This is a genomic window from Mesorhizobium album, assembly GCF_033977205.1.
Lineage (GTDB): Bacteria > Pseudomonadota > Alphaproteobacteria > Rhizobiales > Rhizobiaceae > Mesorhizobium > Mesorhizobium album.
The window spans coordinates 13,345-37,601 of record NZ_JAVIIW010000059.1; the positions used below are offsets into that span (position 1 = coordinate 13,345).

At 62.7% G+C, this 24,257-nt stretch carries 23 protein-coding genes; 12 read left to right on the plus strand and 11 right to left on the minus strand.

Annotation, left to right across the window (positions count from 1 at the left end):
- Nucleotides 1–294 carry a hypothetical protein gene (locus tag RFN28_RS30965; RefSeq protein WP_320290938.1) on the minus strand — a complete coding sequence of 98 codons (294 nt, stop codon included), beginning with the start codon at nt 292–294 and terminating at the stop codon, nt 1–3.
- A gap of 285 nt (nt 295–579) precedes the next feature.
- On the opposite strand from RFN28_RS30965, the gene RFN28_RS30970 reads away from it, so the two are divergent.
- Genes RFN28_RS30970 through RFN28_RS30980 form a run of 3 tightly spaced genes read left to right on the plus strand, consistent with a single transcriptional unit; the run spans nt 580 to nt 2,963 of the window.
- On the plus strand, nt 580–2,088 hold the full coding sequence (locus RFN28_RS30970; protein WP_430679298.1) for a UbiD family decarboxylase: 1,509 nt from the start codon (nt 580–582) through the stop codon (nt 2,086–2,088).
- Nucleotides 2,085–2,678 (plus strand): UbiX family flavin prenyltransferase, encoded by a 594-nt coding sequence (locus RFN28_RS30975; protein WP_320290940.1) that lies wholly within the window; start codon nt 2,085–2,087, stop codon nt 2,676–2,678. Before RFN28_RS30970 ends, RFN28_RS30975 begins: the two co-directional genes overlap by 4 nt.
- Before the next feature lie 12 nt (nt 2,679–2,690).
- On the plus strand, nt 2,691–2,963 hold the full coding sequence (locus RFN28_RS30980; RefSeq protein ID WP_320290942.1) for a DUF2249 domain-containing protein: 273 nt from the start codon (nt 2,691–2,693) through the stop codon (nt 2,961–2,963).
- Nucleotides 2,964–2,983: 20 nt separating this feature from the next.
- On the opposite strand, the gene RFN28_RS30985 is transcribed toward RFN28_RS30980, so the two are convergent.
- Entirely contained in the window at nt 2,984–3,361 is a 378-nt protein-coding gene (locus RFN28_RS30985; RefSeq protein WP_320290943.1) for a hypothetical protein, read from the minus strand.
- A gap of 270 nt (nt 3,362–3,631) precedes the next feature.
- Here RFN28_RS30985 and RFN28_RS30990 point away from each other — a divergent pair, with 270 nt between their 5' ends.
- Nucleotides 3,632–4,795, plus strand: a complete 1,164-nt coding sequence (locus RFN28_RS30990; RefSeq protein WP_320290945.1) for an NnrS family protein — start codon at nt 3,632–3,634, stop codon at nt 4,793–4,795.
- Nucleotide 4,796: 1 nt separating this feature from the next.
- On the opposite strand, the gene RFN28_RS30995 is transcribed toward RFN28_RS30990, so the two are convergent.
- From RFN28_RS30995 to RFN28_RS31020, 6 genes are all read right to left on the minus strand, one after another.
- Nucleotides 4,797–6,203: a 4Fe-4S binding protein gene (locus RFN28_RS30995; protein ID WP_320290946.1), complete on the minus strand. Its 1,407-nt coding sequence runs from the start codon at nt 6,201–6,203 to the stop codon at nt 4,797–4,799.
- The gene (locus RFN28_RS31000; protein ID WP_320290947.1) at nt 6,200–7,048 is read right to left on the minus strand and encodes an FTR1 family iron permease; all 849 of its coding nucleotides are present in this window, start codon (nt 7,046–7,048) and stop codon (nt 6,200–6,202) included. The genes RFN28_RS30995 and RFN28_RS31000 overlap by 4 nt, the downstream gene beginning before the upstream one ends.
- Nucleotides 7,045–7,401, minus strand: a complete 357-nt coding sequence (locus RFN28_RS31005) for a cupredoxin domain-containing protein (protein ID WP_320290948.1) — start codon at nt 7,399–7,401, stop codon at nt 7,045–7,047. The genes RFN28_RS31000 and RFN28_RS31005 overlap by 4 nt, the downstream gene beginning before the upstream one ends.
- A 60-nt stretch (nt 7,402–7,461) precedes the next feature.
- Nucleotides 7,462–8,007, minus strand: a complete 546-nt coding sequence (locus RFN28_RS31010; protein WP_320290949.1) for an iron transporter — start codon at nt 8,005–8,007, stop codon at nt 7,462–7,464.
- 205 nt (nt 8,008–8,212) lie between these two features.
- The gene (locus tag RFN28_RS31015) at nt 8,213–9,280 is read right to left on the minus strand and encodes a tellurite resistance/C4-dicarboxylate transporter family protein (RefSeq protein ID WP_320290950.1); all 1,068 of its coding nucleotides are present in this window, start codon (nt 9,278–9,280) and stop codon (nt 8,213–8,215) included.
- Between the two features lie 212 nt (nt 9,281–9,492).
- Nucleotides 9,493–10,203 carry a helix-turn-helix domain-containing protein gene (locus tag RFN28_RS31020; protein WP_320290951.1) on the minus strand — a complete coding sequence of 237 codons (711 nt, stop codon included), beginning with the start codon at nt 10,201–10,203 and terminating at the stop codon, nt 9,493–9,495.
- Between the two features lie 166 nt (nt 10,204–10,369).
- On the opposite strand from RFN28_RS31020, the gene RFN28_RS31025 reads away from it, so the two are divergent.
- The 8 genes from RFN28_RS31025 (at nt 10,370) to RFN28_RS31060 (ending at nt 21,749) form a co-directional block, all read left to right on the plus strand.
- Nucleotides 10,370–13,111 carry a nitrate/nitrite transporter gene (locus tag RFN28_RS31025; protein ID WP_320290953.1) on the plus strand — a complete coding sequence of 914 codons (2,742 nt, stop codon included), beginning with the start codon at nt 10,370–10,372 and terminating at the stop codon, nt 13,109–13,111.
- Between the two features lie 14 nt (nt 13,112–13,125).
- Nucleotides 13,126–16,866 carry a nitrate reductase subunit alpha gene (locus RFN28_RS31030; RefSeq protein ID WP_320290954.1) on the plus strand — a complete coding sequence of 1,247 codons (3,741 nt, stop codon included), beginning with the start codon at nt 13,126–13,128 and terminating at the stop codon, nt 16,864–16,866.
- Nucleotides 16,863–18,389: a nitrate reductase subunit beta gene (narH, locus tag RFN28_RS31035; protein ID WP_320290955.1), complete on the plus strand. Its 1,527-nt coding sequence runs from the start codon at nt 16,863–16,865 to the stop codon at nt 18,387–18,389. The genes RFN28_RS31030 and narH overlap by 4 nt, the downstream gene beginning before the upstream one ends.
- Nucleotides 18,389–19,090, plus strand: a complete 702-nt coding sequence (gene narJ, locus RFN28_RS31040; RefSeq protein ID WP_320290956.1) for a nitrate reductase molybdenum cofactor assembly chaperone — start codon at nt 18,389–18,391, stop codon at nt 19,088–19,090. Before narH ends, narJ begins: the two co-directional genes overlap by 1 nt.
- Before the next feature lie 12 nt (nt 19,091–19,102).
- A complete protein-coding gene (gene narI, locus RFN28_RS31045; RefSeq protein ID WP_320290958.1) occupies nt 19,103–19,882 on the plus strand; it encodes a respiratory nitrate reductase subunit gamma in 780 nt (259 codons plus the stop codon).
- A gap of 3 nt (nt 19,883–19,885) precedes the next feature.
- Nucleotides 19,886–20,785 (plus strand): peptidylprolyl isomerase, encoded by a 900-nt coding sequence (locus tag RFN28_RS31050; RefSeq protein WP_320290960.1) that lies wholly within the window; start codon nt 19,886–19,888, stop codon nt 20,783–20,785.
- Between the two features lie 55 nt (nt 20,786–20,840).
- Nucleotides 20,841–21,080: a hypothetical protein gene (locus RFN28_RS31055; RefSeq protein WP_320290961.1), complete on the plus strand. Its 240-nt coding sequence runs from the start codon at nt 20,841–20,843 to the stop codon at nt 21,078–21,080.
- Between the two features lie 87 nt (nt 21,081–21,167).
- Nucleotides 21,168–21,749: a DUF2478 domain-containing protein gene (locus RFN28_RS31060; protein WP_320290963.1), complete on the plus strand. Its 582-nt coding sequence runs from the start codon at nt 21,168–21,170 to the stop codon at nt 21,747–21,749.
- 671 nt (nt 21,750–22,420) lie between these two features.
- On the opposite strand, the gene RFN28_RS31065 is transcribed toward RFN28_RS31060, so the two are convergent.
- The 3 genes from RFN28_RS31065 to RFN28_RS31075 are packed head-to-tail and all read right to left on the minus strand — an operon-like array spanning nt 22,421 to nt 24,034.
- On the minus strand, nt 22,421–22,870 hold the full coding sequence (locus tag RFN28_RS31065; RefSeq protein WP_320290964.1) for a pyridoxamine 5'-phosphate oxidase family protein: 450 nt from the start codon (nt 22,868–22,870) through the stop codon (nt 22,421–22,423).
- Nucleotides 22,871–22,882: 12 nt separating this feature from the next.
- A complete protein-coding gene (locus RFN28_RS31070; RefSeq protein WP_320290965.1) occupies nt 22,883–23,602 on the minus strand; it encodes a phosphoribosyltransferase in 720 nt (239 codons plus the stop codon).
- Nucleotides 23,603–23,605: 3 nt separating this feature from the next.
- Nucleotides 23,606–24,034 carry a DUF2267 domain-containing protein gene (locus tag RFN28_RS31075; protein WP_320290966.1) on the minus strand — a complete coding sequence of 143 codons (429 nt, stop codon included), beginning with the start codon at nt 24,032–24,034 and terminating at the stop codon, nt 23,606–23,608.
- Between the last annotated feature and the right edge of the window lie 223 nt (nt 24,035–24,257).

Consider the following 24,257-nt stretch of genomic DNA (forward strand, 5'->3'; position numbering starts at 1 on the left):
CTAGGCATCGCATCTCTTGCCGAGCAGCTTCGAAAAATTATCCCTATTGGGGCAAAAATCCCGATAGTGGCTCTCGAAATCGAAGGCCTGCATATGACTGTGACATCTGCGGCGATTGGGACATGTGATGCAGGTTCGGGACATGAAGTGGTCATGCGCGAACTCCAGCGTATGAAAGTCGTCGGGATCGATCCCGACTGAAAGCATCGCCAGCGTGAGGAAATCCTCCGCGGCATAAGGCAGATGCATGGCATCATCGAATTCGCTGGGCGACATGCCGATGTCATTCAGCATGCCTGTGCATTCCTCCTGTCCAAGCGCCCAGAATTCCCTTCTCGCGGCCTTGCTCCGTCGACGATCCTTGAAAACGGCGATTGCAGACCGGCAGGTGTCGATGATTGGGTTGCTCGCCATTTGAAAACGCCTTCCTGCACTGCCTTTGGGCTCGCCGCTTCAAGCGAGCGGATCGCTGAATGCTACGGTGCAGAAAGCGCCCGTTCTTTGCTCCAGATCAAAGTTCTCGGGCGGCGGTGGTGAGAAAACGATGTCGCCGACGGACCGGTCGTGCCGGATTTCGCCATGCATTATCGCCTTCTTCCCCAGTTCTCCGATCTCGGCTCCTTTCTTTCGTACCTGGACGGGAAGGGCCAGCTTCGCGAAATCCGCGCCCCGGTGTCGACGCGGTTCGAGCTGACGGAGATACATAAAAGGGTGATCGCGGCGCACGGACCGGCGCTGCGCATGACCATGCCGACGGACGACCGGGGGGCGGGTTCGTCCTTCCCGGCCGTGGCAAATATCTTTGGGACGCGGGAGCGTGTCGCCTGGGGGCTCGGCACGGATATTCGCGGGCTGGAAACGCTCGGCGCGCTGCTGGCGTGGATGCGATCCCCGCAAGTTCCGCAGAACCTGCGTCAGGCCCGCCACATGTTCTCTGCTGCGCGCGGCGCGTTGGCGGCTCGCCCGAAGATCCTTTCGTCGTCAAGAACATGGAGGGATGCGGAACGGGATTTCGCAATCCTTCCGATACAGACCTGCTGGCCGGAGGACGCCGGTCCTCTCATCACCTGGCCGGTGGTCGTCACCCGGCCACCGGGCGAGGATGATCCCGGCAGATACAATCTGGGCATATACCGGATGCAGGTAATCGCCCGGGATCGGGCGATCATAAGATGGCTGCCAATGCGAGGCGGTGCTGCCCACCATCGCATGTGGCAGGCGAGGGGGCTGGAGATGCCCGTCGCCGTCGTCATCGGCGCGGATCCCGCGACATTGATAGCAGCGGCGATGCCGGCGCCCGAAGGCGTATCGGAACTGTCGCTTTCCGGATTGATCAACGACCGACGGGTTGGGCTGGCTCCATGCAAGAGCATCGAACTCCATATCCCCGCCAGTGCCGAGATCGTGCTCGAGGGAACCGTTTCACCAAACGAAACGGCGGAGGAAGGTCCTTTCGGAGACCATACCGGATACTATAACGGCGCGGAGCATTTTCCCGTCTTCAAGCTCAAGCGTATTCGCCTGAGGGACGGCGCAAACTATCTCACCACTTTCACCGGGCGTGCGCCCGACGAGCCGTCCGTCCTCGCCGACGCGCTGCTCGACGTCTACAAGCCGCTGCTGCGGCAGCAGATACCGGAAATTCTCGACGTCTGGCTGCCGCCGGAAGCCTGCTCCTACAGGATCGCAGTCATATCGATCGTTAAGAAATATGCCGGACAGGCGCGGCGGGTGATGATGGGGTTCTGGTCCCTGTTGCCGCAGTTCTCGATGACCAAGATGGTCGTCGTGGTGGACGACGACATCGACATCCGGTCGTGGTCGGACGTGCTGTGGGCGGTCGCCACCCGCATGGATTTCTCGCGCGACCTGATGACGCTGGATCGCACACCTATCGACTCCCTGGACTTCGCGTCGCCGCTGGAAGGGCTTGGCGGAAAAATCGGGTTCGACGCGACATGCAAGATCGGGTCCGAAACATCCCGTGAGTGGGGGAAGGAGCTGAAGATGTCACCTCATATCGTTGAAAGGGTCTCCGAGCGCTGGGAGGAGCTTTTCCCGCAGGCAGCCGGTTCGGTGCAGAAATGACCAAACGGATAATAGTGGGGGTGACCGGCGCGTCCGGCTCTGTGCTGGCCCTCGAGACCATACGCCAATTGGTCAGAGGTGGAGCGGAAACGCATCTTGTCACCTCAAAGAGCGCGCGCATGACCATTGCTTACGAGCTTGGCGCCGACGGATTGGCACAGCTTGCCTCGCTCGCCAACCACACCCACTCCCACCAGGACCTGACTGCGCCCATTGCCAGCGGCTCTTTCAGGACGGAGGGCATGATCGTCGTGCCATGCTCGATGCGGACCCTTGCGGCGATGGCGCACGGCCTGGGCGACAACCTTCTTACCAGGGCAGCCGACGTTGTGCTGAAGGAGAGGCGCCGGTTGGTGGTCGTGCCGCGCGAGGCGCCCCTGCATGAAGGGCATCTGGATGCGATGCTGAAACTGACGCGGATGGGAGCGATCATCGCGCCGCCTGTGCCGCCATTCTACGTCAAGCCGGCTTCGATCGAGGCGATGGTCGTCGAGATGGCGGCACGACTGGTCAACTGGGCTGGCGTGGACCCCGGCGACAAGCTGACCAGATGGGGCGAAAAGAACGTCGCAACCCGTCAATTGTTTTGATGGAGCTGCCCAATGGGGGGAAAGGCTCCGGCGGATTGTAGGGAGCAGAAAGTCGAGCCATATGATGTGAGGCGACTTCATGCGGCAAGGAAGCAGTCGGCCATCATGTCGATGTTCGATGGCCTCGAACCGGGCCAGACATTCTCGGTGATTCTGGACTTCGATCCCGGCCGACTGAAGCGTCAGTTCGAGTCGTCTTTTGCTGGCGACCTCGTCTGGGTTTGCCTTGAGATTGGCCCACCGGAATGGCTGATCGAAATCGGCAGACGAGAACCGGCTCGATGACCAGCGGCTCAGGTCTCGGGCTACCGTCCAACCATGGCGAGCGCGGCGAATTGACCGAGTTGCCGCATTGAAAGCGACCCCTCCTTTGCAAGGGCTGCGATGTCATCAAAGAGAAGGGCGAAGTCCAGGTAAACGGTGCGGTCCCGTTCAACTGCTCCTATCCTGTCGAGATCCTGCAGGAACAACACGATGGCTGCGATGCGCCGGCGCTGCTCGCGAGCGTTAGCGAGATGTTCGCGAGCCGCACGCTCGATTTCCTGGGTGGCGAAGCGGGACAGCGTCTCGTCGAGCTTGGAACGGCACTCGCAGTCCAACCGTGCCTCATCGATCATGCTTGTCAGCCGGGCGACGGCGTTCACCATTTCTCCAGCGCCGTTTTCGGAAAGGCCGTGCTTCATCTTTCTTCTTCTCCCGTCGCGGCCAATCCCGTCTGGAGTCGTTGCGCAACTGACATGTGCCCGGGATGATCTGGCCGAGAAGAACGAGACGCGTCCGGGCCGGGAACCAGACCGTTTTCAGAACAATCCTCAAGATAGTCGATGCTTCTGAGGGATGTTTGCGCTGGAGCAAACACCAAATCGATCCTCGCACCTATTGCGCCATGCGTGTCCTTCCTTGCGGTCCATCCAATGGCGGGCGATGCGGGAGCCATTCGAGAGGACGGTCGCATGGATGCTGACGGCAACTCCAAGACCCCCAGGATGAATCCGGCGCATCTGCCGTTTCGACCGTTCTTTCTCGTGGCTGCCGTCGATGCCATCGTGGGCGCCGGTGGCTGGTTGCCCTCAGCGTTCGGAATACAAGCCTTCGGTCCGACGGGAATCTCTGCCGGCGATTGGCACCGCGCCATGCTTCTGTTCGGAATGGTTCCGGCAGTGTTGACCGGCTTCCTGCTGACAGCGCTGCCGCGCTGGACGGGACATCGCGCGGTGCGGTCGGGCACGACGCATCTGCTCATTCTCCTATGGGCCTGCAGCCGTGTAGCGTTCTTGTTCCTGTCTCCGTCCTTCGGGCTTGCGTTCTCGGCGATTTGGATTCTCGCGCTGTGGTTGATCGCGGCCAGCGCAGTGATCGCCGGTCGGGATCGCCGCAATTTCAAGATACTGCTTCTGCTGGCCGTTTTTTGCGGCAGCGATGCACTCGTTGCGGCATCGTACCAGGTTGAACTTGCGCTGAGACTGGCGCTCGTCTCGATCATCGGTCTGGTCGTCATCATCGGAGGGCGCGTCGTGCCGGCCTTGACCGTGGCCTATGTCGAGAGCGCCGGCGGTCAAATTGTCCTGTCCCGCACCGCGTCCGCGGAGTACGCGGCAGCGTTGATGACGATTTGTGCTCTTTGTTCGTGGGTCGTTGCGCCGGAGGCGCAACTCACCGGCATTGCCTGTGCTCTTGCCGGCCTCAGCCAAGCGGTCCGGGCCGCGCAATGGAAAGGCTGGCGCAGCCTGTCATCGTCGACGGTGCTTGGCCTTCACATCGGGTATGGGTGGATCGTCGTGGGGTTTGGATTGCTGGCCATCCATATCTTCGCCCCGGTAGTGCTGGGCCAGGCGACCGCTGTTCATGCGTGGACCATCGGCGCTATCGGAACCATGGTTCTTGCCATCATGGCGAGCATGATCCGCAAGCACAGCCGTCTCGCCTTCATGCCCTCGGCTCTTGCGAGCGGGGCGCTCGCGGCAATGACGGCCTGCTGCCTGTCGCGCCTGCTGATCGAAGTGCTGCCTGGCTATATCGGCCCGCTGGCAAGCTTTTCCGGCGCTTTGTGGATTGCCGCGTTTGGCCTGTTTCTGACGGCCTATCGCCGGACCCTTTTCGGAGTTGACCTGAGATAGCCTACCAGATCCAGAAAAGCAGGACCCATCCCGCCACGGCCGGCATCATCGCCAGCCCGACCAGGGATAGTGCGAGGACCCGTCGGGCAGGTTCCTGGCTGTAAATTCCCGTCACCTGCCAGCACAGAACCCCGGACCAAAAGGCCGCCATCGTCAGCATCGCAGCGCGCAGCGGGTCCACGAACGGCAGCGATATCCCATCCAACCGCAATTGGCTGACCGTAAGGCTGGAAAGGCCAAGGAAGACGCCGGCGCCCGCCAAGGGAATGAGCGACTGAGCAAGGTGATGAAATACCTGCGTTCGCCACGGGCCAAGGCCGCGCGCGGCTAGAGCCAGCAAGGAAAACGTCGACGCGCCGCAAGCGAGGGCCGCCGCTAGCACATAGGCGATGAGCACGGCTCCGTCGAGAAGCGTCATCACGTCGCCGGGATAGTTCGTCAGGACCCACCACGGCGCCGTGGTTTCGAGCGGCCAGGTCACCCCGTTTTCGATCAGCCGTTCCGCCGCCCATATCTTCGCGTGCACGAACCACGGGCTGACCGACCATTGAAACGCGCCGACGGCCAGCCCCATCAAGCCCACCACGATCAGGATTGTTTCCCAGGGCTTCGCGGCGGCGCCGGCGACATGGACAATTTCGTGGTTTGGCGAGCGGCGAGCCAGACGAATTGCCCCGCGAAAACCGCTGCAGCGCCCGCACATGTGGCAGTCGCTGGCGCCGCGCATGGTCCGGATCGGCACGAGCGGCGCGCAATTGACCGCCTTTGGCTTGATCCCCGAGAGCTGCGAAAGTTGCCAAAGCGGCGGGTCGACCCGGAAATGCAGCGGGGCGAGCTTTGCCAGCAGGCCGAAAACCCCGCTGACCGGGCAGAGATAGCGGCACCACACGCGCTTGTTGCGCCCGTAGAGAAAGCCGATCAGCGCGGCCGCCAGGGTCGAGCCGCCGAGCATGAGGAGCGTCGGAGCGGGATATTGATAAACGCTCGTCATCTGGCCGTAGAGCGTCGTGCAGGCGAATGCGACGGTGGGCCAGCCGGGCCACATCAGCCAGCGCGGTATAGCCCTGCCGCGCCCGCGGCTGCTGGCAAATTCGCTTATCGCTCCTTCCGGGCAGAGGATACCGCACCATATCCGCCCGACCAGCGCGGTGCTCAAGAGCACGAGCGGCCACCAGACGCCCCAGAAGACGAATTGGGCGAAGCGCGTGAAGTTGGTCCACAGATAAGCCGCACGGTCCGGAAGCGGCAGGAAAACGGGCACGATCAAGAGAACGCTGTACACGAGCACCATCGTCCATTGCGTCATCCGAATCGTCGCCTGATGGCGTTGCAGCCAATCGCCGACCTTGCGCCAGACATCGTCGGGTTGAACGGACGGGGCGTGCCGCGGAACGATCGTTATCGTCATGGACACGGTTGCGTACGACGCGGGCGCGGGGAACGCAGCAGCGCAAGCACGGCAATCCAGTAGATTGCATAGGCCAGGATGGTTGCAAGTTCGGGACGGGCACGATAGCCCGTCATGTTCGCAACCAGGCCTCCCAGCCTGCCTGTATCGTCCAGAAGCCAGGACGTGTCCCAAACTGCCCCGGACAGCGGCGGGACCTGCTCCAACCCGATGGCGCGGTCGAGCGCGGTCATTAAAAGCGATCCCGCCAGAAACAACAGAAGAACTTCGCTCACCCGGAAGAAGACTTTCCAGGGGAAGCGTTTGGCGGCGACGTGGATCAGCCAGTAGGATGCGGCAGCGAAGGCAAATCCAGCGGCGGCGGCCGCCAGCGTTCCGGGAAGTGTCGTTTGCCTGGCGGATGCCAGGAGGCCGTAGAGGAAAACGACCGTTTCGCTGCCTTCCCGCATCACGGCGACTGCCGCCAACAGGAACAGTCCCACCCAATTGCCGGCGGTCAGGGCCCGCTCGGCGCCGCGTTCGAGATCCCGTTTGAGCCCTCTGCCTTGCCGGTGCATCCAGACCACCATCTGCAGTATGAGCAAGGCGGCGAGTGTGGCCATGCCGATCTGAAAATAGTCCGCGCGCTCCCCGTCCAGCAGGCTCTCGAGGAACAAGATGACCCCGGCCAGCAGAAGGGCTCCGCCCAGTCCCGCGGCGACGCCGGTCCACAGGAGATATCGCGCTGTCGCAGCTTTGGCGCCCGCGTGATGCGCAAGCCATCCTTGCAGAATACCGACAACCAGAATTGCTTCCGTGCTCTCCCGCCAAACCACGAAGGCGACCTGTCCGAACAGAGCAGTCATCGAGGCGCCGGCTCCTTGGCGACAAGCGTGGCAGGCGGCATGTCGGGATGAAAATCGTCGAAGAACCGGTACTCGCCGGGGTCGAGGCGTCGGATCACGATAAACGAATTCGCCCCAGGCCCCAGCACCTTCTCCTTGCGCAATTCGATGCTTTCGAATTCCGCGGGGCTGGACCCGCTGTTGCGAAGCTCCAGTCTGAACTGCGCGTTGGCCGGCACTTCGAGGGATGGCGGAGTGATTGCCCCATCCTTGAGGTCGACGACGAAGATGAGACTTTCATCCGCGACTGCGGCGCTCGCCAGCAGGCAGGCTCCGACAACAATCGCCGCCAGACCGATAGAAGCGCTATCCATCGCATTTCCTTTGCGTTTCAGGGCGATACGGGACGAGGGATCACGGGAAGCCGGCCCTCGCTAGTAGCCGCCCTTCTTGCCCACGCCGGCAAAGGTGAATTCATATTCGACGCGGAAGGGGGCGGGCCACGCCGCCACGCCCGTCTCCTTGTCGACATGCCTCCCGAACTGCCGGGCGCCGCCGGATTCGCCGAAGGAAATTGTGTAGCTCAGGCTGTATTTGCCTGGCCCCATCAGCTTCACGTTGTCGCCATAGTGGGGGCCGTCACTGGCGACCATGGGCATCAAAACACCGCCGGTCTGCTGATTGTTGTCGAGCCGGGTCAGCAGATATTCGATTTTGAGGTTGGGGATCCAATCGCCTTCGGCAAAGCCGTTGGCATTGCCGCTCATCGCATGGATATCGGCCTCGAGATGAATATCGGAATCGGCGGCCGGTTTCATCATATGGGCCGGCTCCATCTCGATCGGCTGCAGATACACGGCGCCGATTTCCATGCCGTTCAGGAGCTGAGGCGTGCCGATAGGATATTCCATCGCGCAAGCGCTCGAAGCGCCGGCCAATAGGGCCGCGATGGATGAGAACAAAATCACCTGACGTGACATGCCGGGCTCCTGGCTACCGACGGCACGGACCTGTGCCTTAAGAGGGTATCTCCGGATTGGCATTGAAACGGGTCTCGGCCTGTTCCGGATCGACAGGTCGATAACATGATTATGATTGTCTACTTATTCGCCGGATCGATCGGCTCTTTGCGCCAGCGCAAAGAGCGTGAGGTTTTCTGGGAGTCGAGCTCTCCCGACCACGACGTCATCTCCGCGCGCCCAGCAAGCCGCGCGCCAGTGAACGCACCATGCCGACGAACGTCACCGTCCACGCTGCCAGGGCGATGTAAAAGAACGCACGGGGCAGGACCGACAGAAAACCGAATTCCATGGCGCGGTCCATTTGCCACGTGCAAGCGGCGTACATGCCGAGCGGAAATACCGCTCCCCAATACAATGGATCGTACTCGAACGGGAAACGCTCGTAGCCATAGCGCCAGACCCCCAGCAAAAGCAGCATAGGGATCCACCAGGTTCCGGTCGCCCAGTAGAAGACCGTGAAGCCCTTCAGGAAAGGCAGCAGGGACATCAGGTACGGCGCGTGCGGCGCGTTCAGTATCAGCAAGGATCCGGCGAGTGTCGAAATCGCCATCGCGCCCATGTTGATCCAATAAGGCGGCGCCAGATCGCCGGGCGAAAAGCGAAAGAACGCATAGCGGTAGAAGATCAGCGACATCATCCAGATGTAGAGCATGCCGCCCCACAGCCACATGGACAAAGCCATCAGATTGAGTTCGAGCCGATAGGGTTGGTCGATGCGCGCGGCAAGCAGTGCCGTGGATACGGACAGGGCTTGTGTCGCCACCACCGCCAGCAGCCAGCCGCCGTTGATACCCTTGTCGAGAGTGGGTTTTTCGCGCTTGACGGTGAAAGCCGTGAAGATCGTGTAGGTCAGGCAGACCCACAGAACGATGGCCAACGTCCACAAGGCCGCGCCTGCGGCAATGTTCTCGCCCAGGATCATGAACTGGCTCGCCAGGATGCCGGTGCCTGCCACCGTCGTGAAATAGCCCGGTCCGGCAAGATGAGCGACCATGTCGCCGAAAAACCGCCGGGGATAACGCCAGGCCCGCAGGGCATACAGCAGCCACAGGACGGCATATTGCCCGATGTTGAGAAAGAACAACGCGAGCGCGAGGTTCGGGTGCTCCATCATGGAGGCCGCGAGAGACACAATGCCGGTGGCCATGACCAGCGCGAAGTAGGCCGGTGACATATCGGCCAGATTCAGTTCCGGCTGCGCCGCATTCGAGCCACTGCTTCCGATCGTCATTTCCCTGACCCAACGACATCAACCGGGACCCGGGGCCGCGAAGCGAAAACTGCAAATCGCCCCTCGGCATTTGCCGGCGACAGCCAAAGAGACCTCCAGATTGACCTGCTGGCGTTGATCTGGGTCAACCGAATCCGTTGGCCTAAGGTCAACGGTCCGACCGGCGCATTCCTCGACATTCGCGATAATGGCGGGCCAGCCGCGACACTCAGTCAGATTGCAAAGTCCTCGGCGTCCGCTCCGTCGATGAGCGGGTCGGGCGTGCATTCGGCGGCAAGGCGGGGCGCATCGAGGATTGCGATCGTCTGGCCGTCGACCCTGATGCCCGACTGTGCCAGGCTCGACAATGCGCGGGAAAATGACTCGCGCGTGATGCCGAGCTCGGAGGCGATGAGCGTCTTCTCGAACGGCAGCACGGCTCGGTCCGGCGTCCCCTGCCGCTTCGACAGCGCCAGGAGGTAACATCCGACACGCTGGGTCGCGGTTCTCAACTTGAGGTTCTTGATCTGACGGACCATGCGTCGAAATTGGTGCGCGAGGCTTCCGATCACGGCATGCGCCAGCAAGGGATCGGCGTCGACGGCCGCGCGAAGCACCGCCGCATGGATCAACAAAAACCGCGAAGGCTCGGGCACCCTGGCCTGCATGAGATAAGGCGCACCGGTCAGGACAGCGGCAGGGATGATGAGATCCGGCGCCCGGACGGCCTCGATCAGGACTTCACGACCTTCGGCCGACCGTCCAAACAACTGCGCGGACCCCGTGAGCACGATCAGTTGGAAGTTCGGCACATCGCCTTGTTCGAACAAAACGGTGCCTGGTGACACGCTGTGCACCATGGCATTTCGCAACAGGTCGGTTCGGCGGGATGCGGGTAGCCCCCGAAACAGCGGCAACTCTTCGGGCGCCGCGCCCTCATACATCGTTTCATCCAACAAAGTTCTTCTCCAATCGAGGCTTTCCCGTCACCTTCTGTATCGTCTGTGACAAATGTCACGCCATGCATTGATTTGGATCAATGCTGCGCGGTGCCGGCTTAGCCATGTTGGCCTCCGATCTTGAGGCCAACTGTCGAAGAGGCTGCCGACAATGAAAACGACCGTGAATGAGAAGTCCGGTCAAATCCTGGGCGCAAGCACGGCCGCATTCACGGTCTGCTTCGCGGTCTGGACCATCTTCTCCATCATAGGCATTCGCATCCGCCAGGAACTCGGCCTTAGCGAGACGCAGTTCGGCCTGCTTGTCGGCACGCCGATCCTGACGGGGTCGCTACTCCGGGTCGCGCTTGGCATCTGGACCGACCGTTACGGCGGCCGGATCGTTTTCACGGCGAACATGCTTGCAGCTGCTGCCGCTACCTATCTGCTGTCCTACGCTCACACCTATCCGCAGATGCTGGTCGCCGCCCTCGGCGTCGGCATCGCCGGCGGTTCCTTTTCAGTCGGCGTGGCTTATGTGTCGCGCTGGTTTCCGCCGCAAAGACAAGGTGTGGCGCTCGGTATCTTCGGCGCGGGCAATGTCGGTGCCGCAGTCACCAAATTCCTCGCCCCCTTCGTGCTCGTCGCCTTCGGATGGCAGGCCGTGGCGCAGGTCTGGGCGGCGGCCCTCGTCGTCATGGCCGTCATCTTCTGGCTCACCACGGCCGACGACCCGGTCATCGTCGAACGCCGACGCTCCGGCATCAAGCCGAAAAGCGCCTGGCTCGAGCTCGAGCCTCTGAAGAACGTCCAGATCTGGCGTTTCGCGCTCTACTATTTCTTCGTGTTCGGCGCTTTTGTCGCGCTCGCGCTCTGGCTGCCGCAATATCTCATCAATGTCTACGGCCTCGACATCAAGACCGCCGGCATGATCGCAGCCTTCTTCTCGGTGCCGGCGAGCCTGTTTCGCGCCTATGGCGGACACCTCTCGGACAGCTTCGGCGCCCGCCGCGTGCTCTACTGGACCTTCTTCGTTTCGGTCGTGGCGACCTTCGTCCTGTCCTATCCGCCAACCGACTATATCGTCCACGGCGTCAACGGCACGACGACCTCCTTCCACTTTGAAATGGGCCTTTTCGGCTTCATCGTCACGATCTTCGTGCTCGGCTTCTTCATGGCCCTCGGCAAGGCGGCCGTCTACAAGCACATCCCGGTCTACTATCCCAACCATGTCGGTTCGGTCGGCGGGCTTGTCGGCATGATCGGCGGCCTCGGCGGTTTCGTGCTGCCGATCCTGTTCGGCTTACTGCTTGACCTGACCGGCCTCTGGACGAGCTGCTTCATGGCGCTCTTCATGCTGGTCTCCGGCGCGCTGCTGTGGATGCATATGGCCATCCGCCAGATGGAGCGCGGAACCGTTGGCGAAGCCCTCGCCAAGCTCCCGCCCTTCCCCGAAATGCAGGACATGCCCGAGCCCGTCGCGAAGACCCGGTCCGGCGGCGCCCTTACCGATTGGCGTCCGGAGGACAAGACCTTCTGGGCCGAGACCGGCCGCCGTATCGCGAAGCGCAATCTGTGGCTTTCGATCCCGGCGCTGCTGCTTTCCTTCGCCATCTGGCAGGTGTGGTCGGTCGTCGTCGCCAAGCTTCCGCTCGTCGGCTTCACCTTCACCACGGATCAGCTCTTCTGGCTCGCCGCGCTGCCCGGACTCTCCGGGGCGACGCTGCGCATCTTCTATTCCTTCATGGTGCCGATCTTCGGCGGCAGGCTCTGGACGACGCTTACGACCTGGTCACTCATCATACCGGCCGTCGGCATCGGCTATGCGGTGCAGAATCCCGACACGCCCTATGTCGTGCTGCTGATACTGGCGCTCCTGTGCGGCTTCGGCGGCGGCAACTTCGCCTCCTCCATGGCCAACATCTCCTTCTTCTTCCCGAAGGCGGAAAAGGGGAATGCGCTTGCGCTCAACGCCGGCCTCGGCAATCTCGGCGTTAGCGTCGTCCAGTTCGTCGTGCCGCTGGCCATCACCACCGGGATATTCGGCTGGCTCGGCGGCGATCCGGCCATGGTCAAGGGGCCGACCGGCGATGCGCCGCTCTGGCTCCAGAACGCCGGCTTCGTCTTCGTCCCGTTCATCGTGATCTCGGCCTTCGCGAGCTGGTTCGGCATGAACGACATCGCTTCGGCCAAGGCATCCTTCAGCGAGCAGGCCGTGATCTTCCAGCGCCGTCACAACTGGATCATGTGCTGGCTTTACACAGGCACCTTCGGATCCTTCATCGGCTATTCGGCAGGCTTCCCGCTGCTCACGAAGATGCTGTTTCCGGACGTCAACGCACTCCAGTTCGCCTTTCTCGGCCCGCTCGTCGGCGCTGTCTCACGCTCCGGTTCGGGCTGGCTCGCGGATCGATATGGTGGCGCGCGCGTCACCTTCTGGGCCTTCGTGCTGATGATCGCAGGTGTTGCCGGGGTCTTGTGGTTCATCGGCGTCAAGGATCAGCCGGGCGCGTTCCCGGGCTTCTTCGCGGCCTTCCTGCTCTTGTTCTTCGCCACCGGCGTCGGCAACGCCTCCACGTTCCAGATGATCCCGGCGATCATGGCCAAGGAGATGGGCCGCTTTTTGCCCAAGGCCAACGCGGAAGCGCGTCGCCAGCAGGCGGAGAAGGAGTCCGCAGCCATCACCGGCTTCACCTCGGCGATCGCGGCCTTCGGCGCGTTCTTCATCCCGAAGAGCTACGGCACCTCGATCGCGCTCACCGGCTCGCCGAACGCCGCGTTGTGGGCCTTCCTGCTGTTCTACGTGAGCTGCCTAGCCATCACCTGGGCTGTCTACACGCGCAAAGGCGGCCTTCTCCACGACATCGAGCGCGCCAAGCGCGGCGCGCCCGTCCATCCGGCCGCAGCCGAATAACCAGGGACCAAGCAATGTCGCATTTTCTCGACCGGCTAACCTTCTTTCGCAAGACCGTCGACAGTTTTTCCGACGGCCACGGGATCGTGACCAATGAGGATCGCTCCTGGGAAGACGGCTACCGAAAGCGCTGGCAGCACGACAAGATCGTGCGCTCCACCCACGGTGTGAATTGCACCGGCTCCTGCTCGTGGAAGATCTACGTCAAGGGCGGCATCGTCACCTGGGAGACGCAGCAGACCGACTATCCGCGCACGCGGCCCGATCTGCCCAACCACGAGCCTCGCGGCTGCGCACGCGGCGCCTCCTACAGCTGGTATCTCTATTCCGGCGCCCGGGTGAAATACCCGATGATCCGCGGCCGGCTGTTGAAGCTGTGGCGGGCCGCCCGCGCCAAGATGACGCCCGTAGCGGCCTGGGCCTCGATCGTGGAGGATGCGGACAAGCGCCAGTCCTACATCTCGATCCGCGGCCATGGCGGCTTCGTGCGCGCCACCTGGGACGAGGTGAACGAGCTCGTTGCCGCGGCCAATGCCTACACCGCCCGCAACCATGGCCCGGACCGCATCATCGGCTTCTCGCCGATCCCCGCCATGTCGATGGTCTCCTACGCGGCGGGCTCGCGCTATCTGTCGCTGCTCGGCGGCGTGTGCATGTCGTTCTACGATTGGTACTGCGACCTGCCGCCGGCAAGCCCGCAGACCTGGGGCGAGCAGACCGACGTTCCTGAAAGCGCCGACTGGTACAATGCCGGCTTCATCATCGTCTGGGGTTCCAATGTGCCGCAGACGCGCACACCCGACGCGCACTTCTACACCGAGGTGCGCTACAAGGGCACCAAGAGCGCGGTCGTCTCGCCAGACTATGCCGAAGCGACGAAGTTCGCCGACATCTGGCTCAATCCGAAGCAGGGAACCGACGCCGCGCTGGCGCTCGCCATGGGCCACGTCATCCTACGCGAATACCACCTCGACCGCAGCGTCGCCTATTTCGACGACTATGCCCGGCGCTACACCGACATGCCCTTCCTGGTGCGCCTTGCCGAGCGCGACGGCAGGCTCGTCCCGGAGCGTCTGCTGCGCGCATCGGAGATCAGGGGAGCCTTCGGCGAGAAGAACAACCCGCAATGGAAGACGGTCGCCATCGACGAGGCGACGGACGCGCTGGTGGCGCCTCTCGGGTCGGCTGGCTACCGCTGGGGCGAGCAAGGAAAGTGGAATCTCGAGGAAAAGGACGGCAAGGGGCGGGACGTTCGGCTGAAGCTCACCCTTGCCGGCGAGGGAGCTGACATCGCCGCCGTCGACTTTCCGTATTTCGGCGGCCGCGCGAGCGAGCATTTCGTGGCCACCGAGCATGGCGAGATCCTGACCCGCAACATCCCGATCCGCACGATCAAGACGGTCGACGGGCCGGTGAAGGTCGCGACGGTCTACGACCTGCTCATGGCCAATTACGGCCTCGACCGCGGCTTCGGCGGCGCCAATGTCGCCTCTTCCTATGACGACGACGTGCCGTTCACGCCCGCCTGGGCCGAGCGCATCACCGGGGTGAAGCGCGACGCCATCGTCACCGTGGCGCGCGAGTTCGCCACCAATGCCGAAAAGACCAACGGGCGCTCGATGGTGATCCTGGGCGCAGGTCTCAACCATTGGTACCACATGGACATGAATTACCGGGGGATCATCAATCTCCTGGTGTTCTGCGGCGCCGTCGGCCAGCCGGGCGGCGGTTGGTCGCATTATGTCGGCCAGGAAAAGCTGCGCCCGCAGACCGGCTGGACGCCGCTCGCCTTCGCGCTCGACTGGGCGCGCCCCCCGCGCCACCAGAACTCGACGTCCTTCTTTTACGCCCACACGGACCAATGGCGATACGAGACCCTGACGGCAGCGGAGATACTGTCGCCGACAGCGCCCGAAGGGGACTGGAACCAGAGCTTCATCGACTACAACGTCCGCGCCGAGCGCATGGGCTGGCTGCCCTCCGCGCCGCAGTTGAAGCAGAATCCGCTCGACATAACCAAGCGTGCGTCGGCGGCCGGCCTCGAGGTCAAGGACTATGTGGCGAGGGCGCTGAAGTTGGGCGAGCTCGACCTTGCATGCGAGGACCCGGACGATCCGGCCAACTGGCCGCGCAACATGTTCGTGTGGCGCTCCAACATCCTCGGCTCCTCCGGCAAGGGCCACGAATACTTCCTGAAGCACCTGCTCGGCACCAGGCACGGCGTCATGGGCAAGGATCTCGGCGCCGAGGGCAAGGTGCGCAACAAGGAGGTCGTCTGGCACGACGAGGCGCCGCAGGGAAAGCTCGACCTTCTGGTCACGCTCGACTTCCGCATGTCGACGACCTGCGTCTACTCCGACATCGTGCTGCCGACAGCGACCTGGTACGAGAAGAACGATCTCAACACTTCCGACATGCATCCCTTCATCCATCCGCTGTCGGCGGCGGTGGACCCTGCCTGGGAAGCGCGCTCGGACTGGGATATCTACAAGGGCCTTGCCAGGGCCTTTTCCAAGGTCGCGCCGGAGGTGCTGGGCGTGGAGAAGGACGTAGTCCTCACCCCCATCCAGCACGACACACCCGGCGAGATCGCACAGCCCTTCGATGTCGCCGACTGGAAGCGCGGCGAGATCGAACCGATCCCGGGCAGGACGATGCCGGCGGTGAGCGTCGTTACGCGCGACTATCCGAACCTCTACGCCCGCTTCACCGCGCTCGGCCCGCTGATGACCGAGGTCGGCAACGGCGGCAAGGGCATCGGCTGGGACACGGCGCATGAGGTCGAGGCGCTCGGCGCGCTCAACGGCGTCCAGGCCGCCGGCACCGCCAAGGGTATGCCGAAGATCGAGACGGACATCGACGCCACCGAGGTCATCCTGATGCTTGCGCCGGAAACCAACGGCGAAGTCGCGGTCAAGGCCTGGGAGGCGCTCTCCAAGGCGACCGGCCGCGACCATGCCCATCTCGCCATCCCGAAGGAAGATGAGAAGATCCGCTTCCGCGACATTCAGGCCCAACCGCGCAAGATCATCTCCTCGCCGACCTGGTCCGGCATCGAGAGCGAGAAGGTCTGCTACAACGCCGGCTACACGAACGTCCACGAACTGATCCCGTGGCGCACACTGACCGGGCGTCAGCAACTCTACCAGGACCATCTGTGGATGCGGGCCTTCGGCGAAGGCTTCGTCACCTGGAAGCCGCCGGTCGATCTGAAGACCATTCCTGCCGTCAAGGGGCTCAGGCCCAACGGCAACAAGGAGATTGTCCTCAACTTCATAACACCCCACCAGAAATGGGGTATCCACTCCACCTATACCGACAATCTCCTGATGCTGACGCTCAATCGCGGCGGCCCGGTCGTGTGGATTTCCGAGACCGACGCCAAGGCCGCGGACATCGTCGACAACGACTGGGTCGAGGTCTTCAACGCCAACGGAGCGCTTACGGCCCGCGCCGTCGTCTCCCAGCGCGTCAAGCAGGGCATGATGCTGATGTATCACGCGCAGGAGAAGATCGTGAACACGCCGGGCTCCGAACTGACCGGCAACCGCGGCGGCATCCACAACTCGGTGACGCGCACGGTGCTCAAGCCGACGCACATGATCGGCGGCTACGTCCATCAAGCCTACGGCTTCAACTACTACGGAACCGTAGGCTCCAACCGCGACGAGTTCATCGTTGTCCGCAAAATGGCGGCCGTCGACTGGCTCGAGGAACCCCTGCAAGCCCAGGCTCCCAAGGAGGCCGCAGAATGAAGATCCGCGCTCAGATCGCGATGGTGCTGAACCTCGACAAGTGCATCGGGTGCCACACCTGCTCGGTTACCTGCAAGAACGTCTGGACCAACCGGGAAGGCGTCGAATACGCATGGTTCAACAATGTCGAGACCAAGCCGGGCGTCGGCTATCCCAAGGAGTGGGAGAACCAGCAGAAATGGAACGGCGGCTGGCGGCGCAAGAAGAACGGCCGCATCGAGCCGAAGATAGGCGCCAAGTGGCGCATCCTTGCCAACATCTTCGCAAACCCTGATTTGCCGGAGATCGACGACTATTACGAGCCGTTCACGTTCGACTACCAACACCTGCACACAGCGAAGGAATCGAAGGCTTTCCCCACGGCCCGTCCCCGCTCGGCCATCACCGGCGAGCGAATGGAAAAGATCGAATGGGGACCGAACTGGGAGGAGATCCTCGGCGGCGAGTTCGAGAAGCGGTCGAAGGACGTGAATTTCGAGGGCGTCCAGAAGGACATCTACGGCCAGTTCGAAAACACCTTCATGATGTATCTGCCGCGACTGTGCGAGCACTGCCTCAACCCGGCCTGCGCCGCGGTGTGCCCGTCGGGCGCCATCTACAAGCGCGAGGAGGACGGCATCGTCCTGATCGATCAGGACAAGTGCCGCGGCTGGCGCATGTGCGTCTCCGGCTGTCCCTACAAGAAGATCTACTACAACTGGTCGTCGGGCAAATCGGAAAAGTGCATCTTCTGCTTTCCGCGCATCGAGGCGGGCCAGCCGACGGTTTGTTCGGAAACCTGCGTCGGTCGCATCCGCTATCTCGGCGTGATCCTCTACGACGCCGACCGTATCGAGGCGGCTGCCAGCACTCCTGAGGAGAAGGACCTCTATCAGGCGCAGCTCGACGTTTTCCTTAATCCGAACGATCCGGCCGTCATCGCCCAGGCCCGCGCCGACGGGATCCCCGACAACTGGCTGGAGGCGGCCAAATTGTCGCCGGTCTGGAAGATGGCGATGGAGTGGAAGATCGCCTTTCCGCTTCACCCGGAGTACCGCACCCTGCCGATGGTCTGGTACGTTCCGCCGCTTTCGCCCATCCAGTCGGCGGCGGCCGCCGGCAAGATGGGACTGGACGGCGACATGCCCGACGTGCGCAGCCTGCGCATCCCGCTCCAATATCTCGCCAATCTGCTGACGGCGGGCAATGAGGAGCCGGTGGCTCTCGCGCTCGAACGCATGCTGGCGATGAGAAGTTATATGCGGGCAAAGACGATCGACGGCCGCCTCGACGAATCGATCGCGGCGCGGGTCGGCCTGACGGGTGCGGCCATCGACGAAATGTACAAGGTGATGGCGATCGCCAATTACGAGGATCGCTTCGTCATCCCGACGACACACCGCGAGTGGAGCGAGGACGCGCAGGACATGCGCGGCTCCTGCGGCTTCTCCTTCGGCAACGGCTGCTCGGGCGGGTCCACGGAGACCAACCTCTTCGGCACCAAGCAGACCAAGCGGCCGACAAACCCGATGGAGATCGCGTGATGCCGGCGCCGCTCTCGAACACGACCTTCAAGGCGCTTTCGGCGCTCCTTTCGTATCCGACGGAGGAGCTTTGCGCGGCGATCTCGGAAATCGCCGCGGCGATTTCCGCCGAGGGATTGGTGTCGGACGAAGCAGGCAAGCAGCTGGAGCCCTTGCTTGCCGATCTGGCCACCTTGGATCTCTACGATCTCCAGGAGCGCTACGTCGAGTTGTTCGACAAGACGCGCCGCCACTCGCTGCATCTCTTCGAACACATCCACGGCGAGAGCCGCGATCGCGGCCAGGCGATGGTCGACCTGGCCGAACATTACCGGCATGGCGGGCTTGTCGTCGCGGCAAACGAATTGCCCGACTTCATCCCGCTCTTCTTGGAGTTTCTTTCCGCTCGTCCGCTCGAAGAGGCGCGCGGCCTGCTCAATGAAGCCGCCCACATCTTCTCGCTGCTGGAAGAGCGGCTCGCCAAGCGGAGTGGAGGCTATGCCGCCGTGTTCACGGCCTTACGCTCGATTGCCAGCGAGCCCGCCATCGTCGCGGGCGCCGCCGAAATCGACGAGCCCGACGACCTGGCGGCCATCGACGCCGCCTGGGAAGAGACCGCCGTCGCATTCGGTCCCGGGAATGCGACGGACGGCTGTTCCGTCGATCGTCTGAGAATCCAGATGCGCGCCGCCCATCGCGATGCGCGCAACAGCGTTGCCTGACGGAGGGAAGTTATGTCCGACACAATCAACGCCGCGCTCTTTGGCTGGTATCCTTATTTCTGCCTGACGATCTTCCTGCTCGGCAGCCTGATCCGGTTCGACCGCGAGCAGTATACCTGGAAGACGGGTTCCTCCCAGCTGCTGCGGCGGCGTCAGCTCCGCTGGGGTTCCAACCTGTTCCATGTCGGCATCCTGGTGATCTTCGGCGGCCATTTCGTCGGCCTGCTGACGCCGATCTGGGTCTTCGATGCGCTTGGCGTCTCGCACAGCTTCAAGCAGGGACTGGCCATCACCGTCGGCGGCATCGCCGGTGTCGCCTGCTTCATCGGCATCGCGCTTCTTGCCCATCGCCGGCTGTTCGATCCGCGCATCCGCAACACGTCCGCCCCCGGCGACATTGCAATTCTGCTGCTGCTCTGGCTGCAGCTCACCCTCGGTCTTTCCACCATCTTCGTCTCGCTCGGTCACATGGACGGCCACGAGATGGTGAAATTCATGAACTGGGCACAAGGCATTCTCACCTTGCAGCCGGCAGCCGCGGCCTATGTCGCCGACGTCAATCCGATCTTCAAGGCGCATCTGCTGCTCGGCATGACGATCTTCCTGGTCTTCCCGTTCACCAGGCTGGTCCATGTGTGGAGCGCGCCGGTCTGGTATCTCGGCCGTCCCGGCTATCAGGTCGTGCGCACACGCTTCGCAGCTCGCCGGCCGCCCGCGCCAGCGCCTGCGGTGCGGTCGTCCGCGCCAGTGCGGCGGCCCGCTGCCGCTCCCTCCCACCAGCCCGCGGAGTAGATCATGGCCGCGCTCGTCATCGATCACTCGGCTGGTCGCAAATCGTCCGAGCATCCACACGAACACCGACCTGCAGCCCTCGACACGACGCCGTCGCGCGAGCGCGTGGCGATGACGCCGGTGACCGTCAACGGGGTGGCGATATCGCGCAAGGCGATCGCCGCCGAGGTGCAGAATTTTCCCGCCCGCAATCCCGGCGAGGGCTGGCGTGCCGCGACCCGTGCGCTCGTCATTCGCGAGTTGCTCCTGCAGGAGGCGCGGCGTCTCGATATCGCCGTGGACCAGCGGACCGACGAGGATGGACGCAGGGAGACCGTCGAAGACGCGCTGGTGCGCGGCCTGATTGAGCGCGAGGTCTGCGTTCCCGAGGCGGACGAGGAGATGCTGCGGCGCTTCTACGAGAACAATCTTCGCCGTTTCATGACGCCGGCGCTTTATGAAGCCGACCATATTCTCATAGCGGCCCGCCGCGATGATCGCGAGGCCTTTGCCGCCGCGCTTGAAAAGGCGCTGGCGCTGAGGTCCAGCCTGGTTGCGGCGCCCGAGCGTTTCGCGGCGCTGGCGCGGGACTGCTCGGATTGCCCCTCGGCAGCCCTTGGCGGCAGTCTCGGCCAGATCGTGCCGGCTGACACGACGCCGGAATTCGAGGCCGCTCTGATCGATCTCGCCCCGGGCGATATTTCGCCGCCGGTGGAGACGCGCTACGGCGTCCATCTCATCCGCCTGACGCGGCGCATCGATGGCCGCCAGCTGCCGTTCGAGGCCGTGCGGGAACGCATCGCGTCCTACCTGGCCGAGCACGTCAGCCGCCAGGCGACGGCGCAATATGTCTCTCTGCTTATCGGCCGGGCGGATATCAGGGGCATTGCCATCGACGGCGCATCCTCGCCGCTGGTGCAGTGAGGAGGAGGCGATGCTCGGGAACCTCATTGCCTCGCTGGAAGACCCGAAAGCAGCCATGGCCATCGTTGCCGCTTTCGACGATCCGGCTTTCCTTGGGCGCCTGGCCGCGGCCGCCGATCAGTCCGGTCGTTCGCCAACCGATATCGTCGGTTCGGCCGTCCGCAATTTCATCGACACCGCCTCCGACGATCTGTGGACCCAGCTCATCGGTCTCATGAACCGTTCCCAGGATCCGGGCCTCGCCGCCATGCGCGCGATTCTCGAAAAGGCGCTGCCTGCAGTGAGCGAGACGTGACGGTTCGCGTCGGCAGCCCGGCCTGTCGATGACGGACTGAAATCATGCCGCTCGACAGGCAAGAATTCCAGTTGAAGGAGATCCATCATGCAGGGCGACTGTCCCATTACCGCGATCGTTTACTCGAACGGATCGGAGTTCGAGGCATTCCTGCAGGAAATTACCGCCATCATGGCCGAACGAGGCATGCGATTGGCCGGCCTGGTCCAGCTGAGCGAAAAGAAACCGGATCGCGTGAAATGTGACATGCATCTGCGGGATCTCGCGACAGGCAAGCTCTACGGCATATCCGACGATCGAGGCCCCCATGCCCGAGGCTGCGTCTTGAACACCGATCGGCTGTTGCGCGCCTGCGAAGCCGCCGAAGCGGCGTTGTCCGGCCGGACCGATCTCCTGGTTCTCTGCAAATTCGGAAAGACCGAAGCCGAAGGTGGCGGCTTCAGATCCCTGATGGCGAAGGCGTTCGAACTTTCCGTCCCCGTGCTGATCGGCGTTCCTTCCGTCAATCTTGCGCCGTTCCGCGCATTTGCAGCCGACCTCGCCCGGGAAATCGAACTGTCTCATCTGTCGTCCGATCGGATCGCGGCAGTGGAAAGTCTGCTCCGCGGCAGCTTGACGATGCGCGGCCCCAGCCTATCCCGGGATAGAGCCCGTGCAGAGCTGGCTTGAGACAATCCTGCGTTCCGCCTTGGCCGGCGGAGCCACCAGTGTCTTGGCGGCGGTTGTCGACTGGACGGGAAGCCCGTCCGTATTGATTTCTCTCGGAGCCATCCTGATAGTGTTGAGCATCTCCGGCGATTTCCGCCAAAGCTGATTAATGGCGCCCAAAGGTGCGCGGCGCTTTTGGCAAAACGACACGCATCAAAACACAGGCTTGAAGCGTGTCGCTCGAATCCGTTTCGACGCGACGCGCCTTAACGCTTTGCTGATCGGCTTGGGATGTCTGGGCGCCGAGCTACAAAAGAGAAAAATGCGAGCCCAAAAACACCAGAAACTGGCCGGTGATCAGAGGAACCCTCAACACAGGACCATCCTTTCCGCTGTCTTGAATCGGCAGTCCGCGAACATACGGATGCGCCTTCAGTACGGTCCTCCAGATCGTTGGAAAGTCCGATCCCTTCTTTCTTTCGGCGTTGCACGTGTCGACAAGCCTCGCAATAGCATTGGTCATTGAGTGAATTACCTAAGTGCCTGATTCTGAACATATGACCGAACAAGGCTGGGAGGTGTTTGATTTCGATCAAAGACGTCGAACGGAATCGCTCACGCGGCCGGTGCGACCCGCGTCGATCCTTCGCCGGTGATCGCGCAGCTTCCGTTCAGCCCCATAACGGTAAGGATCAGCTCTCCACCGCCTCGCGCCCCGAAACTTTCGCGATGGAAATCCTGAAGAACACGTGGGAAAGATGTTCCGCGTCCTGGGACGTTTCCGGCTTGAGCGCGCCCGGCTCCCACCAATCGGCGTGTTTGCTCAAGACGGCCCAGGCGTGATCGCGCTGGACCTTGTGTCCGATCCGGTCGGGGAGCTCTTCATAATGGCCGGTGACGAGCACGCTTTTCCACCCTCGCCCCGTGCCGCGTTCGTCCACCTGCATGGACACCAGCGGGTTGGAGCGCATCCAGTCGATCTTCTTGCCCATCATGGAAAAGGCATAGAGGTGATTGTCCGCGTGTGCGTAGTAGAGCGGAACGATATAGGGTTGCCCATCCTTCGCGCAGGCCAGGTGACCGACACGGTTGGCCGTCAGTATTTTGGTGCATTCCAGAGTGGAAAGCGTGCGGATGAGCATTGGCGCGGCCTCCTATTTCTTTGCATTCGCGGCGCGCCTTTTCGTGTTCGCGTCGCCGGCAAGTTTCGGACCGCCACGTCGCCCGGCGCTTTGCATTCGAGCGGCCTCGTCCAGGATTGTGATCACTTGGCCGTCCGAAAGTTGAGGAAAATCCAGGTAGTGTTGGCTGAGCGCGCGGAAATGCGGCGGCTGGCTGAGGCAGACGGCCCAGTCCGCCTCAGCGGCAAGCTCGCTCAGCGTCTCCGGCGGCGCGACGGGAAGGGCGACAACGATTTCACGCGGCGAACGACGTTTCAGCGCGCGGATGGCGACCTTCACCGTCGTTCCGGTAGCTGCCCCATCGTCGACGATGATCGCCGTCTTTCCCGCAACCGACAGGGACGCGTGCTCGCCGCGATACGCCTTGCGACGCCGCTCGAGTTCCGGACGTTCCCTTGCGATCAGGACGCGAAGCTCGTCATCATCGAGAGAGTAGGCCTCCACGATCTCCCGGTTGAGAACGACGTCCGGAGGGTCTCCGTCCACGATAGCGGCAACGGCCAGTTCCGGATTGCCCGGCGCGCCGACCTTGCGAACGAGGATCAGGTCCAGAGGCGCCTTGAGAGCCTTGGCCACCTCAGCGGCGACAGGAAGGCCGCCTCGCGGCAAGGCGAGAACAACCGGATCCCGCAGCTGGAGCTTGGCCAGCTCAGCAGCGAGTTTCTGTCCGGCTTCCTGGCGATCGCGAAACATCGGTCATCCCTGTGGCCATAATTGACGGAGCGACTTCTTCATCGAATTGCGGACCTGGGCGATCTCGCCGTGGGAAATATGGCGGTCGAGAAGCTTGAACACCGCCGCGATCGCCTTGTCGATGTCGATCTCCGGCTCGTAGCCGAAGCTGTTCCTGACACAGATGACGAAGTCGCGCTTCTTATGCTCCCACGCCGGTTCGCCCGGGTTCCACCCCTCGAAGTAAATCCCTCTGATCAGTGTTGGCAACTGGGCCGACAGATCCGCCATTTCCTCTGGCGAGAGCCAGTCGCGCAAAGCATGCAACACTGATTTCAATAACCGGAATGCGCTCTGTTCGTTCCAATCCAAATCCTTGGCGAGTTCGTTTACCCATTGCTGCGCCTGCTCGGCGGCATGCGCTATGAACGTGTGTGAAACAGGATGCGTCATGGTCGAGACCCGTTGAATTTGTTCGGTCCGTTTCCTTTTCAACCATCGGCAACCGGCGCGCATTGCGTCAGGTCAAGTGCGGCGCCTTTGGTGTCACCCTCCTGCTTGGTTTACCAAGAGCGGAACGATGCGATCGCTCTCGGCGACGGCAGGGCGGCCTGCTGCGCCGTAGGGGATGCCGAGTGCATCCCAGGTCTCGACCAGCGCGTCCTGCAGCTCGGCG

What these genes read in the sequence shown, in the direction of transcription:
- RFN28_RS30990 (WP_320290945.1), top strand. Translation starts at nt 3,632, where the DNA reads ATGGATGCTGACGGCAACTCCAAGACCCCCAGGATGAATCCGGCGCAT.
- RFN28_RS31075 (WP_320290966.1), bottom strand. Translation starts at nt 24,034, where the DNA reads ATGACGCATCCTGTTTCACACACGTTCATAGCGCATGCCGCCGAGCAG.
- RFN28_RS31070 (WP_320290965.1), bottom strand. Translation starts at nt 23,602, where the DNA reads ATGTTTCGCGATCGCCAGGAAGCCGGACAGAAACTCGCTGCTGAGCTG.
- RFN28_RS30985 (WP_320290943.1), bottom strand. Translation starts at nt 3,361, where the DNA reads ATGAAGCACGGCCTTTCCGAAAACGGCGCTGGAGAAATGGTGAACGCC.
- RFN28_RS30970 (WP_430679298.1), top strand. Translation starts at nt 580, where the DNA reads ATGCATTATCGCCTTCTTCCCCAGTTCTCCGATCTCGGCTCCTTTCTT.
- RFN28_RS31055 (WP_320290961.1), top strand. Translation starts at nt 20,841, where the DNA reads ATGGCCATCGTTGCCGCTTTCGACGATCCGGCTTTCCTTGGGCGCCTG.
- RFN28_RS30995 (WP_320290946.1), bottom strand. Translation starts at nt 6,203, where the DNA reads ATGACGATAACGATCGTTCCGCGGCACGCCCCGTCCGTTCAACCCGAC.
- RFN28_RS30975 (WP_320290940.1), top strand. Translation starts at nt 2,085, where the DNA reads ATGACCAAACGGATAATAGTGGGGGTGACCGGCGCGTCCGGCTCTGTG.
- RFN28_RS31015 (WP_320290950.1), bottom strand. Translation starts at nt 9,280, where the DNA reads ATGACGATCGGAAGCAGTGGCTCGAATGCGGCGCAGCCGGAACTGAAT.
- RFN28_RS31025 (WP_320290953.1), top strand. Translation starts at nt 10,370, where the DNA reads ATGAAAACGACCGTGAATGAGAAGTCCGGTCAAATCCTGGGCGCAAGC.
- narH (WP_320290955.1), top strand. Translation starts at nt 16,863, where the DNA reads ATGAAGATCCGCGCTCAGATCGCGATGGTGCTGAACCTCGACAAGTGC.
- narI (WP_320290958.1), top strand. Translation starts at nt 19,103, where the DNA reads ATGTCCGACACAATCAACGCCGCGCTCTTTGGCTGGTATCCTTATTTC.
- RFN28_RS31060 (WP_320290963.1), top strand. Translation starts at nt 21,168, where the DNA reads ATGCAGGGCGACTGTCCCATTACCGCGATCGTTTACTCGAACGGATCG.
- narJ (WP_320290956.1), top strand. Translation starts at nt 18,389, where the DNA reads ATGCCGGCGCCGCTCTCGAACACGACCTTCAAGGCGCTTTCGGCGCTC.
- RFN28_RS31010 (WP_320290949.1), bottom strand. Translation starts at nt 8,007, where the DNA reads ATGTCACGTCAGGTGATTTTGTTCTCATCCATCGCGGCCCTATTGGCC.
- RFN28_RS31030 (WP_320290954.1), top strand. Translation starts at nt 13,126, where the DNA reads ATGTCGCATTTTCTCGACCGGCTAACCTTCTTTCGCAAGACCGTCGAC.
- RFN28_RS31005 (WP_320290948.1), bottom strand. Translation starts at nt 7,401, where the DNA reads ATGGATAGCGCTTCTATCGGTCTGGCGGCGATTGTTGTCGGAGCCTGC.
- RFN28_RS31000 (WP_320290947.1), bottom strand. Translation starts at nt 7,048, where the DNA reads ATGACTGCTCTGTTCGGACAGGTCGCCTTCGTGGTTTGGCGGGAGAGC.
- RFN28_RS31020 (WP_320290951.1), bottom strand. Translation starts at nt 10,203, where the DNA reads ATGTATGAGGGCGCGGCGCCCGAAGAGTTGCCGCTGTTTCGGGGGCTA.
- RFN28_RS31050 (WP_320290960.1), top strand. Translation starts at nt 19,886, where the DNA reads ATGGCCGCGCTCGTCATCGATCACTCGGCTGGTCGCAAATCGTCCGAG.
- RFN28_RS30980 (WP_320290942.1), top strand. Translation starts at nt 2,691, where the DNA reads ATGGGGGGAAAGGCTCCGGCGGATTGTAGGGAGCAGAAAGTCGAGCCA.
- RFN28_RS30965 (WP_320290938.1), bottom strand. Translation starts at nt 294, where the DNA reads ATGCTGAATGACATCGGCATGTCGCCCAGCGAATTCGATGATGCCATG.
- RFN28_RS31065 (WP_320290964.1), bottom strand. Translation starts at nt 22,870, where the DNA reads ATGCTCATCCGCACGCTTTCCACTCTGGAATGCACCAAAATACTGACG.